The 17,362-nt window shown below is 55.9% G+C and carries 10 protein-coding genes; 2 read left to right on the top strand and 8 right to left on the bottom strand.

From position 1 onward, the window contains the following. Window positions 1-297 precede the first annotated feature (297 nt). Window positions 298-432 (top strand): hypothetical protein, encoded by a 135-nt coding sequence (locus BMZ01_RS11425; RefSeq protein ID WP_263364345.1) that lies wholly within the window; start codon window positions 298-300, stop codon window positions 430-432. A gap of 610 nt (window positions 433-1,042) precedes the next feature. On the opposite strand, the gene BMZ01_RS00350 is transcribed toward BMZ01_RS11425, so the two are convergent. From BMZ01_RS00350 to rpsL, 8 genes are all read right to left on the bottom strand, one after another. After that, window positions 1,043-1,897, bottom strand: coding sequence for an isopeptide-forming domain-containing protein (locus tag BMZ01_RS00350; RefSeq protein ID WP_092283276.1), 855 nt, complete (start codon window positions 1,895-1,897; stop codon window positions 1,043-1,045). Next, window positions 1,890-2,882: a class C sortase gene (locus BMZ01_RS00345; RefSeq protein WP_092283724.1), complete on the bottom strand. Its 993-nt coding sequence runs from the start codon at window positions 2,880-2,882 to the stop codon at window positions 1,890-1,892. The genes BMZ01_RS00350 and BMZ01_RS00345 overlap by 8 nt, the downstream gene beginning before the upstream one ends. Window positions 2,883-3,184: 302 nt before the next feature. Then, window positions 3,185-4,753 carry a SpaH/EbpB family LPXTG-anchored major pilin gene (locus tag BMZ01_RS00340; protein ID WP_092283274.1) on the bottom strand — a complete coding sequence of 523 codons (1,569 nt, stop codon included), beginning with the start codon at window positions 4,751-4,753 and terminating at the stop codon, window positions 3,185-3,187. A 173-nt stretch (window positions 4,754-4,926) separates the two neighbouring features. Beyond that, window positions 4,927-8,811: a DUF6923 family protein gene (locus BMZ01_RS00335; RefSeq protein WP_092283272.1), complete on the bottom strand. Its 3,885-nt coding sequence runs from the start codon at window positions 8,809-8,811 to the stop codon at window positions 4,927-4,929. A 1,340-nt stretch (window positions 8,812-10,151) separates the two neighbouring features. After that, window positions 10,152-11,342, bottom strand: a complete 1,191-nt coding sequence (tuf, locus tag BMZ01_RS00330; protein ID WP_092283270.1) for an elongation factor Tu — start codon at window positions 11,340-11,342, stop codon at window positions 10,152-10,154. Between the two features lie 673 nt (window positions 11,343-12,015). Beyond that, window positions 12,016-14,139, bottom strand: a complete 2,124-nt coding sequence (gene fusA, locus BMZ01_RS00325; protein ID WP_092283268.1) for an elongation factor G — start codon at window positions 14,137-14,139, stop codon at window positions 12,016-12,018. 332 nt (window positions 14,140-14,471) lie between these two features. Continuing rightward, window positions 14,472-14,939 (bottom strand): 30S ribosomal protein S7, encoded by a 468-nt coding sequence (gene rpsG, locus BMZ01_RS00320; protein ID WP_092283266.1) that lies wholly within the window; start codon window positions 14,937-14,939, stop codon window positions 14,472-14,474. Between the two features lie 3 nt (window positions 14,940-14,942). Then, entirely contained in the window at window positions 14,943-15,314 is a 372-nt protein-coding gene (gene rpsL / locus BMZ01_RS00315; protein ID WP_092283264.1) for a 30S ribosomal protein S12, read from the bottom strand. A gap of 774 nt (window positions 15,315-16,088) precedes the next feature. Between rpsL and BMZ01_RS00310 the strand changes: the two genes are divergently transcribed. Next, entirely contained in the window at window positions 16,089-16,871 is a 783-nt protein-coding gene (locus BMZ01_RS00310; protein ID WP_092283262.1) for an SDR family oxidoreductase, read from the top strand. Window positions 16,872-17,362: the final 491 nt, after the last annotated feature.

The following is a 17,362-nucleotide window of genomic DNA, read 5'->3' as shown; positions in this document are numbered from 1 at the left end:
GTTCGCGCTAGCAATGAAGCGCTCTTGCGCGTCAGCGAGGCTAATTGTGTCCCCCACATAATAATGATCAGCGGCGCTCGGAGAGCATTGCTTGATCTTCAAGGAGCCGCCCGAACGAAACGCTCCGGCAGGTTCAGTGCCTAGCTGTGCAGGTAGATCAGTAGAATCCTCTTCGGCATCCGGCTGATCCGGGTTTTCTATTTCCGAATGGACTGGCTGATGGGGCGTGCTCTCCGGAGTAGGAACTTGTGAATCCCCAGCACTGGTGGGGAAAGAGGCCTCTACCGCAGGAGTTCCATGGCCGCTCTCATTTGGCAGATCCTGGGCCTTCGCGAGTGGGAGCGCGAAAAGCAGTGCGCAGATTGCGATGAAGCCGAGAATAATAATGAGGACGCGCGCGAACGGCGTCTGTGCATGGCTGTAGCTATGTAGCTTGGCACGGTGTCCAGCGTCGTCCGCTTGAGGCACCTTTACACCTTCCGTGGTTGTTTATCCCGCATCCTTCGAAGAATTCATTATTGTGATTTCTAACGACCAAAATGGGACTACTTACACAACCACTGTTGCATTAGTGCTAAAGCTAATCAAGCAACCCTTATGAATCTCCCACCGGTTTATACACCGCATTTCCGCTGCAGAAAACACGCTGTTCGCAGCTTTGAGCATGTCATAACCCATTTTCCATGGTTAGAGATCGCACTAATGGAGGATGCTGTCTCTAAAATCGCTACCCCCGCTCGTCTGTTCGCGCTAGAGCGAGCACAGGATTAATCCCCGCGTTTTAACCATGCGCAGGGCTTTGACCTGCTTAATCATTGAATGGGAATCAGTAATGTTTATCTAACCCTAGGAATAGCTAGCGCAAAGATTGAGGCTCTGTCAGAGAGAATAAGAGCATCAGTCTTGCGCTGGGCCGACGGGGAAGCTAGTCGCTATTACCCGATCGAGATTTTCAGGTTGAGCGCTGCGGGTTTGGACACGCCGCTGCCCCGTCTCCTTGCCAAGGTGACGGGGCCGTCCGAGAGATGAAGTGGTGTTCCTCCTAGTGATCCTGGTTGCGCTGGCGACGTCGCATTCCGAAGAAGAGGAAAACGGCGCCGGCAGCGATGAAGCACAGTGAAGCCACAAAGGTAGCTATCACCTGAGCACCGGTCATCGGCAAACGTTTGAGTACTCCGGGAAGATCATTATGTGGGGTCCCCTTGTCCGGTCCGCCTGGCTGCTCTGGGTCCCCGGGGGTAGGAGGCTGCGAAGGCTGAGGCGGAGTAGTCGGGAAAGTGGGGATGACGGGCGGATCATCGGGGGTTTCTTTCAGAGAAAGGATCGGAACATAGTCCCAACCCTCAATACCACCCGTTGGCAACATTACGAGGAAAGGTTCAAGCTTCTTGTACTTATGGGTCGGGTCCCCTTGAGGGGCAACAGTTTCGACTAAATACAACCCAATGGGGAGATCCGAAATTTTTGCGAAACCATGCTCATCAGTCATCGCGGAGGCAGTGACTCCGTGCGGCATGAGTCGAGCCCCCTCAGGAGTAATAGCGTCAGCGCGCAGCCGATCAACTGGGTTACGAGGATCAAAACCCAAGATCTGGGTTACCGTGATCTGGTAACCACTAAGCGGGGCTGGAGGCAATTCCTCCGGCTCCACATCGTCGTAGGGATTATCTCCGGTAAGTGTGAAAGTGACATGCACCAATCGATTCGCATCGATCACGGAAATATCCAGATCATCAGTGTTCCCAAAAACTGTTTTCGCTTCAGCTCTAACGCTGATGGGCCCAGAAACACTTTCTGGCAGTACTACGGTCGAAGCACAACCCAGGGTGGCAGCAGCCACGGAAGCGAGGAGCACTCGCTTGGAGAGCCCCCAATGAGTATCGCGGTGATTAGCCATTGAGATTCTCCTCATCATCGTGAGCAAAATGCTCGCTCGGGTAGCCGGATCCATTCGCTTGATCCACGACTTCGTTGTCTTCTTCTGTCTTGGGCCGCCAAGCCCGCGCGAAGAGCCAAGCTAAGAGGATCAAGAGCACAATGATTGCAACCAAGATCGCGGTCATCCACCATTGCCACACGCTGGCCTTAGCTTCTTCGATGCGTTGGGTATCTTCCTTTTCGAGGGGAACACGCGTACCACGCACCAGTAGACGGTGAGTGTTGATGCCATAGGGGGTACACGTCACCAAGGTCACGAGGTCTCGCCCAGCGACGGGGCGCAAATCATCTGTCTCGTCTGGACGGACGACTTTTACCTGGTCGATCTCGTATTTCAACGTCTCCCCCATGACCTGGATGTAGAAGGCCTCCCCCTCATTCAGCTTCGACACATTATCGAAGAGGGTGGCGTTGGCAAGACCGGTGTGCCCGGTTAGTACCGAATGCGTACCTTCACCTCCGACCGGCAAAGCCGAGCCGAAGAGGTGACCAACCCCGTGTTCGAGCGTATGCGGCGCAGTTCCATGCATGACAGGTAAATCCACGCCAATATCGGGGATGCGGAGTCGTACCATAGCTTCGGCTGCATTCAATTGCCCCAGGTACTGTTGATAATCCGTATTATCCGGCGTGATCCTTGCAAGCCACGGGTCTAAAATCGGCCCGCTGTGCAAGTCGTTTCGGTTGTATTCACGGGCGCGCTCCAACGTCTCGGAGCGTACTTCCTGAGGTACTTCTTTCAATACTTCGTCATAGCGAGCAGCAATAGCCGCCTGACGTTGGTTATTGAACTGGGTAGACACTACGGGGTAAAGCAATGCCAGAAAACCAAGTGAGACGAGCACCAGAGTGATAATTTTTCGGCGCTTGTCTGCTATTTTCGCAGCGGACCGACGGTCCTCGTGCGAGTTGCGCTCGGGACCGTTCCGCTCGGCTAATGCCATGGAACTAGGCGAGCCCATACGTTTTCTCCAAACACATTGCGGTAATCATGCTGAGGTACTCAGCAAAATCTAAAACAGGAATAGCGGGATAACTCCGTCAAGGAAATCGGATAATAACTGACGATTTCCCTCACGCGAGCTACCTCGCAGAATCGAGGTAGCTGCGTGCCACTTCCTCACCTAGCAGAGCCTGGGGCTGTAGGTGAGGAAGGTAGTGCACTGCCCGGTAACTTCTGAGGGCTTGCTCTAGGTGCCGGCGGACACTTCAGAGGGCAGTTCCACTCAGAAGATGTTGACGAGGCTTAGGCCTTATGGCTGCTGCGCAGACCATACCAAGCGCCGCCACCGATGAGAGCCAAGCCAGCTAGGACCAAGGCAATGATGCCGGGGCCACCAGTAAGCGGGAGGTTCGGGGAGGTGGACTCGACGTTGGTGATATTAGCCAGGGTCTTCAGGTTGACAGGGGTGGCTTCACCTTCGCCATAACCCAGATCCGCGCGGGTTAGTTCGAACTGAACCGGTTTGGTCAGTAGCTCGTAACCCATCGGCGCTTCAGTTTCCACCAGGCAATAGTGGCTACGGTCAACAAGCTCTTCGTTGTCAGCGAAGTCGGTTACGTGCAGAGCATCAATGGTGAAGGTGCCCTGATCGTCGGTGGTCCACTCGCTGACGCCATTCACAGTGAGAGATTCACCCTCAAGCGTCGGATCCTCAGCGGCACCGGTGCATTGGAACACTTGGAATTTGGCGCCGGACAAAGGCTTATTCGCCTCGTCGACCTTGTTCACCTTGACCTTGCCGAAGTAGGACTTCACCGTGTCGGTGTTGGTGGTGGTGTCATGTTCGGTCGAACCATTGTTGCTGACCACGGTTGCTTTGTTTTCAAGCAATGGCATGCCATCTTCCCCCAAAGGGAGAACCTTGGCGGTGATCTTCACCTGCACCTGCGGAGCTGGCACATTATTACCTGTGATCTCCGTATTCTTCGCGGCGGCAAGCTTCTTCAAACCAACCTCGGTGAATTCCACAGAAACCTGATATTCTTCACCTTCAGTGATGGTAACGGTGTAATCGGTGTTCTCTGTCAAAGCCGGACTGATATTGAGGCCTTCCACAACGACGGTGGGCTTCTCGACTTTGCTGGCGTCAAGATTATCGTTAACCACATACTTGGACAGGGTTTTATCAGCACCCGGCACCGGGATATCACCCTTAATGGTCCAGGTCACCTCATCGCCCGCGTTAGCGCCAGCATCCTCCACTTCCTTAGTCGCCCCAGTTTGGGAGTTCTTCGGGAAGACATTGACGTCGTAATTCCAGCTGCTGCGGTCCTTGGGGTTGGTCATCGGAACGAAGACCAAGAAGGGTGCAGCCGGGGTGATCTGCTTGCCTTCTTCAAGTCCGGTGACAGTCGAGCTGTCCACTGCATCTTCCGACACCAGATACACGCCAACGGCGAGATCACTGAAGGTTGCTACGCCGTCGGGGCCGGTTTTCATGGTGACTTTGGAATCGTCATCAACGGGAGCGGTATCCGCGGTAAGCTTCGCAGCTTCAGCGAAACCATCTGGGGTGTTGAGGGGGTTCGTCAGCGTGACCTTCTTGATGGTGAAGGGAACGTTACCCAAAGGCGTCGCATCGGCTGGAACGGCATCGTCGGGGTTACCGGTACCAGCGGTAGTGGGGTTGTCGTACAGGTACTTGTGAACGACGATCGAACCCGTAGCCGCAGGGTTGATGAGGTGGGCCTGTGCAGCTTCAGCGGTGGTGCTAGCTTCTTCCTGAGCGAAAACAGTCGGCGCGGCCATGGTGAGAGAGAGCGCGAAGATACCGCTCAGAGCCAGCGTGGAGCGAGTGAAACGTGTAGTCATGAAGAAAGATCTCCTATATGAGGCGGTCCAAGGGAACCGAGACGTCCTCGGTAAATAACCCAATGGGAACTATGAACAAATACGGGTAGTACGTGTTTTTCAGGAAAGCCGCGCACTATCGAGGGCGGGGCTTAATTAGCCAACGCGGTCGCGTCATGCTTGTACCTTCCTGTCTATGAGCGGCGACGATTCCGTCGGATATCACTGAGATTCAGAACCAGCATTCCCAGGCCCAACGTGAGTGAAAGGCTGACCCACATAATCGGATTAGCGGGGCCGGTCTTGGGAAGTTCGCCGGTTTGGACATCGGCGATCTGGATCCCAACCGTGGGGGTTGTTCCCCCGGCTTCGACGGTGTCGTTCACGAAGCTGATTAGCGGGGAACTATAAGGTTCCTGGAACTCCAGGCGAGTTCCCTGAGCGTCTTTAACCAGCTTGAAGGGGACTTTGCCAGGCAGTAGCTGATAACCACCTTCTGGTGCCTTGGTCTCTACCAAGGAGTAGGAACCAGGCTTCAAAGTTGCTGTGAAACGTCCACCCTCCCCTGCGACTGGCACAATGGCGACGCCACTATTGTCTGAGGGTTCGATCCGGAATTCCGCGCCGGTCAGTGGTTGGGGGACCACGCCATCGCCGGAAACATAACTGACCTTCTGAAGGAAGATCGCGACCGGTTCGGCTGGTTTAAGCGGGATACATGCGTGGTTATTTTCGGCCCCATCAACGTCTGGGATATCCATGGACACGCTATTGGGCACACCACCTGTAAATGCTCCACCTTCGGCTGCTTCACAAGTCTCCAGTTCGCGACGTTTTTCCGCCGGAACGTTTGCCTTGAGTTTCACCGGCACCGTGATGCGAATTTCTTGGGACACTCCAGCATCAACCACGACCTCCTTAGCGATCGTGAGCTTCTTTCCTGCAACCCATTCGGCCGCAGGAATGGCTGCGGTGAGCTCCCCAATTGATGCACCAGTGGTGGCCGGTGCCTCAATGTAGATGTCGCCGCGCGTCTGCAAAGTATCCGGCAGTTCGACCTGTTCAAAGAGGTTCGGGACGGTCACTGCGGGTGATCCGGGACCGCCACTATTCGTCACAGTAACGGTATAAGTAAGGTCCGCTTCCCCATTCCCGTTCATCTCAACTGCTTCGCCTGGGGATGGCGATTTACTGATAGCAGCGCTCGGGTTCACGATCGTTACGCAGGCATTATTATTTTTGGTGCCGTAAGGCGGATCTTTTTCACCCTCCATCCTCACAGCGTTAAGAGCACCCTTGGGGTTCTCTAGGTTCTCCGGGGTAGCCGAAGCGCATTCAAGTTTCTCCATGTTTTCAACACTGAGAGCCGAGTCTTCGAGGATTAGGAAGACCTCGAGTTCAATGATCTTCTCGCCTTTCGCCGGAATTTCGCCGACAGCAGAGACCGGAATCATCAATGCTTTGGTGTCTGGATCGAGCGTTGCGTCTAGCAGCGTGTCTTCGCCACGAATCTTTGCCGTGGAGTTTTCCACTTTCACCCCTGCTGGGATGCGTAGGGTGTCAACGATCTGACTGGTAATCGGCCCTGCCTTATTGCCGTTATTCTTGATGAAGATTTCATAACGCACCCGAGCCTTCTTTTGGCCGTTCTCTTCGTAGACGGTGGCTTGAGGCTGATCACCAGGAACATCGGGATCTTGATCCGCGGCAGGGCGCTTCACTAGCGCGATACTCTCGTTCGGGCATTCCGCAGTGTCCTGGTTGTTCCCGGGGTTGGGATCCGGCTCAAGACCATTAACCGATGCGGTGTTAGTCCCACAAGCGGGGTCAGAGATGCCAGGGAGTTCACCAGCACCCACAAGATCCGCGACAACGATCACCTCTTTGGAGGCTTGCGGCTCAAGCGGACCAGCGTTACAGGTGAATGCGGGAACATCAATTTCTGGATGACCCTTGTCCGGTTTTTGCCCCACTTCACAAGTAATGTGGCGCGGAGTCATACCGGGCAGGACAAGACCGTTGTTGGGATCAACTGCGGGGTCAGGGGTAGTCGGATCCAAACGCTCCGCTAACGGAACCTTCTTGAGCTCAGCCTTGATTGCTTCACTAACAGCAATTTCATCGCCTCCATGCTGGGCAATCAGCTCTTGGCGCAGTTCTTCTAGTGCTTTTCCATCAACTACGCGGAGGTTCTTGAAGGGGGAATACCAGGCTCCACTCGCGTCCTGCTGTACCGGCAGCGTATCCGTCAAGATGAAACCGGAAGAGGGCATACCGCCAGCGGGTTCCTCATTTTTAACGCGGATACGCCAGAGATAAGACTTCGCATCATTATCACTAATCAGAACGGCGTTATCGAAGCCCGTCTTAGCCACACTGAGATCAGATTTATGATCCGGGCGATAAGAGGTTGCGTCGTTGTTTTCCGAGGTCGGGATCGGCGACACACTGACAAGTTTGATGGAATCAAGCGATTGCAGATTGTCTGGATCAGCGATCTCCAATTGGAATGCCGCTGCGTGAGGCTTGAAAGGATCGGTTGCACGGTTGGTGGCGAACACGAGGTTGCCATTAGGTTCAGTCCAGGCACTACCGTAGATAGCACCGGGACCGGTCGGCATCTTATTGCCGGCTGGGGTGCTCAGGTCCGAGAGGTCAAACCAGTCGATCCTGCCAGCATTGGGACCATCGAGGGTAATCCGCTCGAGTGTCGGCGTGGATACCCCATTTGACCTCAGCTGGTTAACCATGCCATAGGCATATTCACCTTTGGCACCGAGAACATATGTGTAGTCATTCGAATTCGGGCGTGCTTTTGACAGGGTGTAGCCACTGCCCCTCTTTAAGGTGACCGTGCGGGCAACCGCAGGTCGCCCCTCTGCGAGCGGAACACTATATAGGGTTCCGGTACCGGATACCGAAGCATTAGCAACCCAGTACTCGCCATCCAGCGTCATAGTACCGGTGTTGATGCCGCCCTTGACGTCGTCATCTTTAATGCCCTGAAGCTGGCCACGATCAGTAACCTTGCCGGTCTCTGGGTCAATAGACAATAGATGCCCTGCAGGGTATTGAGTTTCATACCCAGTTTCCGGCTTCTGAGAAATTGCCACTAACTGGTGGGTGATGTCATCGTATGCCAGAGCGTTGTAGACCCAGTGAGCATCCGAACCAATTTCCTTCAGACCTGAACCATCCAGCGCGGTGCGGTACAGCACCGACGGTGCAGTGGAGGGCTTGCCTCGGACTAGGTAGGCTTGGGCAATTCGACCAGGAGCCGAGGTCGGAGCATGAGGTAACCGTGGAACGTCCTCGAAATCAAAGGTCGAGTCAGAAACCTTCGAAGCGTCATACCAACTGACACCTTTGTCGCTATCCCAACGCAGTCGAAGCGTCACCGGCTCATAAACATCGACGATGCCATCCTCAAAACCTTCGACGGTGACCGTGAATCCGCCGGGACTATAAGCCCCACGGTTGCCATCGAATGTGAATACCACCTTTTTCGTGGGATCATCTATCCGCGAAAATGTACAGGTACCGTTTGCAACGGTCTGTGGGCAATCCGCAGACCAGACGCTGGTGTCATCGGTATTAATGTAATAAGGACTATCTAGCGGGCCAAGCTCCAAACCCAGGTTTGGGCGACCATAAGCATCGACAGCTTGAATCCAGGAACCATCCCAAAAGCCCGGGGCATATGCGAAGTGCGCGCTCAAGAAGCGGCCTGGGTTAGAGCCAGTACTGCCGCCATCCCAATGTTTGGTAACCTTCCAGCGTTCCGAGGAGTTATCCACGGTGACACCGGGATTTAGGGAGCGAACCCCGGCGGAACGTTCCGCGAAGGTACGAGGAGCTACCGCATCTTCATCCAACTCGGATGCTAACCCTTCATCGCTGGATTCGGGCTCGGCGGTTTCGGGGTCGCGAAGAAGCTCCTCGATCTCCGCAGGGAGTCCGAGGTCATCCCCTGCGGTCGCAGCGGTTGGTTCTTCCGCGGGCTGAGAAATCACAGTGTCATCGACAACATCTTGGGCTTGAGCCAAAGGTAAATTCAAGGCCAAGGCGCAGACGGCCAATAGTCCTAAGGGTTTTTTTACTGAGCCAAAAATAGAACGAAGCGAAGCACTATCTCGCGCTCTAGAGAGGCGGTGTCCCGGTTGAGCGGAGTCAGATTCCTGTCGCGCCACCTTCACACCCTTCCTGGTTACTGCTTAATAATCATGTCGACGTCAAGAATGTGGGAATTTAGTTCCCTCAGACTAAAACGACTGTGTTTTAAGTGTGGGAATAAACAGAAATTGTTGAACAACCGACACCAAGGGGTGCGATCTTTCACCAGTTCCACATAGCCAACATGGATGGACAGCCGAATGCTAGCAGTGTTAACAGTGAAAGCCGTAGCCAGTTGACAGCCCGTGGCAACCGGGTTGAGGTGCCCGTTCCCTTAAGTTTTCCTATAAATGCACGTCAAGCTTGGTAGTTGCTTGCTTAAAACTAACTTAAACTATGATAGAAAGCATAGTAACGGTAGCACCTTTAAAGCCATACAAACCCACAATCCAACAGGGTCCAAACTGAGTTTTAGTTAAGACTATTTCGGCATCCGTCCTTAATAATCACTTCTGATCCCCTATTTCAACAGCGGAAACATAGCGTTCAAGTGGGGACACCTAACTCTTATATTAATCATAGGTACCACTAAAATCGGACATTTTAGGTAGTACGAATAAACGCCTCATTGTACCCATGTTTACATACCGTTGAGGTTGAGGGGATAGTGCCCCTTCCTGTAGCCTCAAACGGTTGTCGCCAGTGTTCACAACATCCAGAAGCAACCGGAAGAAGACAGCGCCCGATCAAGCATTGGTTGGTCGGGAGCTACGGCGAAATTATGCTTCCTCCGGCACACACGATGCCCACGATGATGATGTGCGGCCGCCCGATGGGACGTGCTTCCTCTCTCCTGGCGCATGCCCATAGAATCCTGAAATATGCTTCGGCTTGGCAGCGTGGGCGTCGCAGCTTAAGCACCTGAGGTAGCTCCTTAGAGGGACAGAGCAAGCATCAATAGCCGCGGAGAGCTAACAACGGCAGCGCTCCTCCCCGCGCCCACTTCGGCGCACTACCAGGAGATGGCACCAGAGGTAGATCCGATAGGAAGGCACACAAACCGCATATGGCACCCAAGTGCCTTAGTCCCCTCTGCCTTTTAAATAGCTGGAACCTCTACTGGGGTACTTGGCTGCGCTGTGGGAGCATCGCAATATCTTAAACAAACTCGTAACGCCGGTCCCACCACCCCCGGCCCCCGAAACGCCAACAGCCTCCCACCCACCGCTAAGAAGCGGTAGAGGGAGGCTGGGAGCGTTAGGTCTAGCTTTAGTCAGCGAGACGCGTCGAAAGAATCTTCAAGTGATTACTTGATGATCTTGGTAACGCGGCCGGCGCCGACGGTGCGGGAGCCTTCGCGGATAGCGAAGCGCAGGCCTTCGTCCATGGCGACGGGCTGGATGAGCTCGACGGACATCTCAACGTTGTCGCCGGGCATAACCATCTCGGTGCCCTCAGGCAGGGTCACAACACCGGTAACGTCGGTGGTGCGGAAGTAGAACTGCGGACGGTAGTTGTTGAAGAACGGGGTGTGGCGGCCGCCTTCGTCCTTGGACAGGACGTAGACAGAACCCTCGAAGCTGGTGTGAGGGGTGTAGGCGCCCGGCTTACAAACAACCTGGCCACGCTCAACGTCTTCGCGCTTGATGCCGCGGAGGAGCAGACCGCAGTTGTCGCCAGCTTCGGTGTAGTCCAGCAGCTTGCGGAACATTTCGATGCCGGTAACGGTGGTGGTCTGAGCCTTCTCCTTGATGCCGATGATCTCGACATCTTCGTTGACGTTCAGCTTGCCACGCTCGACACGACCGGTGACCACGGTGCCGCGACCGGTAATGGTGAAGATGTCCTCGATGGGCATCAGGAAGGGCTTGTCGGTCTCGCGCTCCGGATCCGGGATGGACTCATCGCAAGCCTTCATCAGTTCGACGATGGACTCGGTCCACTTCGGGTCACCTTCGAGGGCCTTCAGAGCGGAGATGTGGACGATCGGGGCGTCCTCGTCGTAGTCCTGCTCGCCGAGCAGTTCGCGGATTTCCATCTCAACGAGCTCGATGATTTCTTCATCGTCGACCATGTCGCACTTGTTGAGGGCGACGAGGATGTAAGGAACACCAACCTGGCGAGCCAGCAGCACGTGCTCACGGGTCTGCGGCATCGGACCGTCAGTGGCGGCAACCACGAGGATTGCACCGTCCATCTGAGCGGCGCCGGTAATCATGTTCTTGATGTAGTCGGCGTGGCCGGGAGCGTCAACGTGTGCGTAGTGGCGCTTCTCGGTCTGGTACTCCACGTGGGAGATGTTGATGGTGATGCCACGTTCCTTCTCCTCAGGCGCCTTATCAATGGCGTCGAAGGCGAAAGCCTGGTTCAGTTCCGGGTAAGTATCAGCAAGCACCTTGGTAATGGCCGCCGTGGTGGTGGTCTTACCGTGGTCAACGTGACCGATGGTGCCGATGTTTACGTGCGGCTTAGTACGCTCGAACTTAGCCTTTGCCACTGTATGTCCTCCTGGACTTCGTGGTGGCTACGACTTTCGCAGCCACATATGATTGACAGTCATCATTGGCACATGATCTTCAGGTCGAACACAACCAATGATAGTTGCACAATGTGCCAGCGACATGATCCTAGATTTACAACGCCGTTTTTTCAAACTGCGGGCACACCAAAAGCACATCTCCGCTCCAGCATAGACGCACTTCGGTTCAAACACTGCATCCACTACCCCACCCGCCCCCATAAAACTGCAGGTCAGCGCGGCCAATAAGAAACTCAATCAAGAAGACCCACGATCCCCCCACTAGGGTCCCCCGTTAATCCTTAAAGTCGCAGCCCAAGCCCAAGAAACACAGCTTCCCTACGCTCCCCGACAGGTGTGGCGTTTTACGCACTCAGCCTACGCGGTAATAAAAGTCACGTTCGGCACCGAAACGCTACGCCATGCGCCCCGCAACGCACGCCCAACAACACGCCACACAAGCCCCCTACAAGCCCCTCAGAGCGCTATAGGCGAGCGCTAGGGCCGCAACAAAGCCCCACTCTCCCCGGCGCATCCGCGCCCCACAAAGAAGCCACGTGCGGCATAGAGAAAGCCCCCTGAAACCCTCCCCGCGCTGTGCGGGAGGTCCAGGGGGCTGTTCTCGGGTAAAGCTACATCTTTTTAAAAGATTTTACTTACCGGTGCGCTCAGCAATGATCTCGGCGGAAACGGAGGAAGGAACCTCAGCGTAGGAGTCGAAGACCATGGAGTAGTTGGCGCGGCCCTGGGTCTTGGAACGCAGGTCGCCAACGTAGCCGAACATCTCAGACAGCGGAACCTTGGCCTTAACCAGCTTGGCGCCGGCGCGATCTTCCATGGCGTTGACCTGGCCACGGCGGGAGTTGACGTCGCCAATCACTTCACCCATGTATTCCTCAGGGGTGGTGATTTCCACGGACATGACCGGCTCCAGCAGAACCGGCTTGGCCTTGGCGACGGCTTCCTTCAGCGCCTGGGAACCGGCGATCTTGAAGGCCATTTCGGAGGAGTCCACTTCGTGGTACTGACCATCAAGCAGGGTGGCCTTGACATTCACCAGCGGGTAACCGGCGAGGTAGCCGTACTGCATGGCGTCCTGAATACCGGCGTCGACGGAAGGAATGTATTCCTTCGGCACGCGGCCACCGGTGACGGCGTTCTCGAACTTGTAGATCGGGGACTCGCCCTCTTCCAGTTCGTCGGCATTCGGAGCGTAGGGCTCCAGGGAGATGATGACCTTTGCGAACTGACCGGAACCACCAGTCTGCTTCTTGTGGGTGTATTCCAGCTTCTCGACCGGCTTGCGAATGGTTTCGCGGTAGGCCACCTGCGGGGCACCCACGTTTGCCTCAACCTTGAACTCACGGCGCATGCGGTCAACCAGCACGTCGAGGTGCAGCTCGCCCATACCGCCGATGACGGTCTGCCCGGATTCTTCATCCAGGTGCACGGTGAAGGTCGGGTCTTCTTCCGCCAGCTTTTGAATGGCGGTACCCAGCTTCTCCTGGTCGGACTTGGTCTTGGGCTCGATGGCCACCTGGATCACCGGATCCGGGAAGTCCATGGACTCCAGGATGATGGGGTTAGCAGCATCGCAGAGGGTATCACCGGTGGTGGTGTCCTTCAGACCAATGAAGGCGTAGATATTGCCGGCGAGGGCCTCATCAACCGGGTTTTCCTTATTAGCGTGCATCTGGAAGAGCTTGCCAACGCGTTCCTTCTTGCCCTTGGTGGAGTTGGTCACCTGGGAGCCCGGCTCAACGCGGCCAGAGTACACGCGGACGAAGGTCAGCTTGCCGAAGAAGGGGTGCACGGCGATCTTGAAGGCCAGTGCGGAGAAAGGCTCATCCACGGAGGGCTTGCGGGCGATCTCGGTGGACTCATCACCCACGGCGTGGCCGTGAACTTCGCCGATGTCCAGGGGGTTCGGCAGGTAATCAACCACGGCGTCGAGCAACGGCTGAACGCCCTTGTTGCGGTAGGCGGTACCGCAAAGCACGGGGTAAACCTCGGAGTTAACGGTCAGCTGGCGGATCGCAGCCTTGATTTCCTCGATGGAGAGTTCTTCGCCACCGAAGTACTTGTCCATGAGCTCTTCGGAGGACTCGGCGACAGTTTCGAGCAGCTTCTCGCGGTACTCGGCGGCCTTGTCCTGCAGATCAGCCGGGATTTCTTCGATGGTGGGCTCGGCGCCCGTGTCGACCTTGCCGCGCCAGGTGATGGCCTTCATTTCCACGAGGTCAACAACGCCATCGAAGTCGTCTTCGGCACCGATGGGCAGCTGGAGAACCAGCGGCTTGGCGCCGAGGCGATCGATGATGGTCTGCACGGTGTAGTAGAAGTCCGCGCCGAGCTTGTCCATCTTGTTGACGAAGCAAATACGCGGGACGTCGTACTTGGCGGCCTGACGCCACACCTGCTCGGACTGCGGCTCCACACCTTCCTTGCCGTCGAAGACGGCAACGGCGCCATCGAGCACGCGCAGGGAGCGCTCAACTTCGACGGTGAAGTCGACGTGGCCGGGGGTGTCGATGATGTTGATCTGGTTACCGTTCCAGAAGCAGGTCACCGCGGCAGAGGTAATGGTGATGCCGCGTTCCTTTTCCTGTTCCATCCAGTCGGTGGTCGAGGCACCATCGTGGGTCTCGCCGACCTTACGGTTGATGCCGGTATAGAACAGGATGCGTTCAGTGGTGGTCGTTTTACCAGCATCGATGTGGGCCATGATGCCGATATTGCGGACCTTTTTGAGATCCTTAAGCACTTCTTGTGCCACGGTTGTTACCCCAACTTAATTCGTTGTGTCCGGGCCATACGAGGTGTTCGATCACCAAAGCCCGATACTAGATGTGTTATTTCTTCGTCAATCTTGCCATGAGGGCGCGGTTGCTGCTGGCTGTTGCTGCTGGCTGCTATGCCTTGCGGCTGTTGCCGTGCGGCTCCTGTGCCTTCAGCGTCCTCATCCTCAGGGCGCGGGATGTGTCGCGTCCCCAGCGCCGGGATTCCCAAGGGAGTGGCCCCGGGAGGGAAAACTCCCTGAGCGGAAGTATCCCCGGAGGGTACGACCCCAGGAGAGAGCTCCCCAAGAGGAAAGCTCCCCAGCGGGAATTACCAGCGGTAGTGAGCGAAGGCGCGGTTGGCTTCAGCCATCTTGTGCGTATCTTCGCGACGCTTCACAGAAGCACCCAGACCATTCGAAGCATCCAGGATTTCATTGGCCAGGCGCTCAACCATGGTGTTCTCACGACGCTGACGGGTGAAGGTCACCAGCCAACGCAGAGCCAGGGTGTTGGAGCGGCCGGGGCGAACCTCAACCGGCACCTGGTAGGTGGCGCCACCCACGCGACGGGAGCGAACCTCGAGGTCAGGGCGGATATTGCCGAGAGCCTTTTCGAGGGTGCCAACCGGATCGGTGCCGGTCTTCTCACGGCACTTTTCCAGAGCGCCATAAACGATGCGCTCAGCGGTGGACTTCTTGCCGTCCAGCAAAACCTTGTTCACCAGCTGGGTGACAAGTTCGGAACCGTAAACCGGATCCTTGATGATCTCGCGCTTCGGAGCTGCAGACTTACGCATTGATTACTTCTCCTTCTTCGCGCCGTAGCGGGAACGAGCCTGCTTACGGTCCTTCACGCCCTGGGTATCCAGGGTGCCGCGGATGATCTTGTAGCGCACACCCGGGAGGTCCTTCACACGACCGCCGCGAACGAGCACCATGGAGTGTTCCTGCAGGTTGTGACCTTCGCCGGGAATGTAGGCGGAAACCTCGATACCAGAGGTCAGGCGCACACGAGCGAGCTTACGGAGAGCAGAGTTCGGCTTCTTGGGGGTGCTGGTGTACACACGGGTGCATACGCCACGACGCTGCGGGGACCCCTTCAGGGCCGCGGTCTTCACCTTCGCGGACTTGTCGTGGCGGCCCTTGCGGACCAGCTGCTGAATAGTGGGCATGAACCGTCTTTCTTGTTGTTTTGACGCCCAACGCGCATTTTCCGCGACGCAGACGTAGAACCTTGAGTTTTATTTAGCTGCCCGTTGTCCTTCTATCACGCTCAGCCACCCAAACTTCAAAGGTTTTTAAACGTGCGTAACCCAGTCGGCCGCTCTCGCTGGCTTACTGGGGAAAAATCGGGCTTCCCACCATCTAGACGTGGGATCCGGCTAAGAGTACCGCAGTCACACCTGATCACCCAAATCACACCCCCACTACCGTCCCCTCAGGTTTCCCGAGGCTTCCCCGAGGCTTCCCCGAGGCTTCGCCGAAGCTTTACCCGAGTTCGGCGGGCCCACGCGGGGCACATATATATAAGTATCCGCGCGCACGGCCCACGCTATGCCACGCCACTAAGAATGCTTGGCGCGAGTAGCCATAACAAGGACCCACATACCCCCATAGCGTGTACGAGTGTACGTGCTAGAAAATTATCCTTGCAGCACCAGCCCCCTTCTGCTACCCCCGCCATTTGCGCAGCGCTCATACCCCGGCATTGCGACCACTTAGTGGAGATGTGGCCACCCTCCCTGCCCGGAGTAATAGTTTCTGCAGGATATGGACACTTATCCAACCCCCGAATGTGACCTAAAACGCCTTGTCGGCAGTATCCGTGGTGGTAGGCTTCAGCTCACAGACCCACACGTAGTAAACCAACATCTACTACGTGGATTGGTGTTGTTTTCCATCCGTCTTTTCATTGACAACATTTCCTTAACCTCTTGGAGGCATATATGTCCCGTACCTATCTCATCACCGGCGCCGCTAGCGGTATCGGCAAGGCCACGTCCGAGCTCCTCCAATCCCGCGGCCACAAGGTCATCGGTGCCGACCTACAGAACGCCGATATCAATGGCGATCTCTCCACCCCGGAAGGCCGCCAGAACCTCATCGATGAGGCCACCAAGCTTTCCGAGGGCCGCCTCGATGGCGTCATCGCCAACGCCGGCATCCAATTCCCGAAGCCCATCACCTTGAAGGTGAACTACTTCGGCGCCCTGGCCACCCTCGAAGGCCTGCGCCCGCTACTGCTCAAGTCCGATGCCCCGCGCGCAGCGCTTACCTGCTCCATCGCCTCCCTGCATCCGCAGGATGAAGAGCTCATGAAGGCTCTGGAAGACCGCGATGAAGAAGGCGCCGTCAAACGCGGTGCCGAGCTGGAAGAAATGGGCCAGTCGGATGCCTATAAGAACTACTCCTGCTCCAAGAAGGCCATCGCCAAGTGGATGCGCCGCGCAGCCCCCTCCGAGGATTGGGCTGGTGCCGGCATTCCGCTCAACGCCATCGCCCCGGCTGTAGTTACCTCCCCGATGACCAAGGATCTGGTCAATAACCCCGAGGGCCGCAAGCTCCTCGAGGAAACCACCCCGATGCCGCTGAATGGTTGGATGGATCCGGAGCAGGCCGCCAAGCTCTTCGCCTGGTTGGTCAGCGAAGAAAACACTCACCTCTGTGGTCAGGTCATCTTCATCGATGGCGGCTATGACGCTCTCACCCGTGGTGATTCGACCTGGTAAATACTCAAACGATAATTTTTTGCAAACAGAGCAATTGATTATCGCAGCGAATTAACCCCTAGCCTCCCCTATTTGAGGGAGGTCTAGGGGTTTAATTTATTCCCATTTTCCAAATGTACAAATGTGCACAGTTGCGACGTAATTTCCTGCCATAAGAAACGTATTTTCATTTAGATAGGCCACCCATACCTAATTGACCTGCAGAAATGTTTCTTTACCGATTAATACGTACGTACATCCAACCTTCGGATGATGCCTTCCTCCGTCGAAGGTGACCCATTCAATTTCTTCTTGTGAGCAAAATCGCTTCCAATACGGTTAGGCATATCTTCCCAACTGCCATTAGGCTGGCCTTGCCTGTACCCAATTACGTGACCCTGCAGGCTCGTCTTGGAATTTTTGGCGTTCCTGGTCTGATTAGGACCCCTCTATATATCCGCCCCACAGAGACGAATTGGTCACGATATTTACTGAAGTTCTCTGGGAGGAGA

This window comes from Corynebacterium spheniscorum, assembly GCF_900113445.1.
Taxonomy (GTDB): Bacteria; Actinomycetota; Actinomycetes; order Mycobacteriales; family Mycobacteriaceae; genus Corynebacterium; species Corynebacterium spheniscorum.
This window is presented reverse-complemented; position numbering and strand designations above follow the sequence as displayed.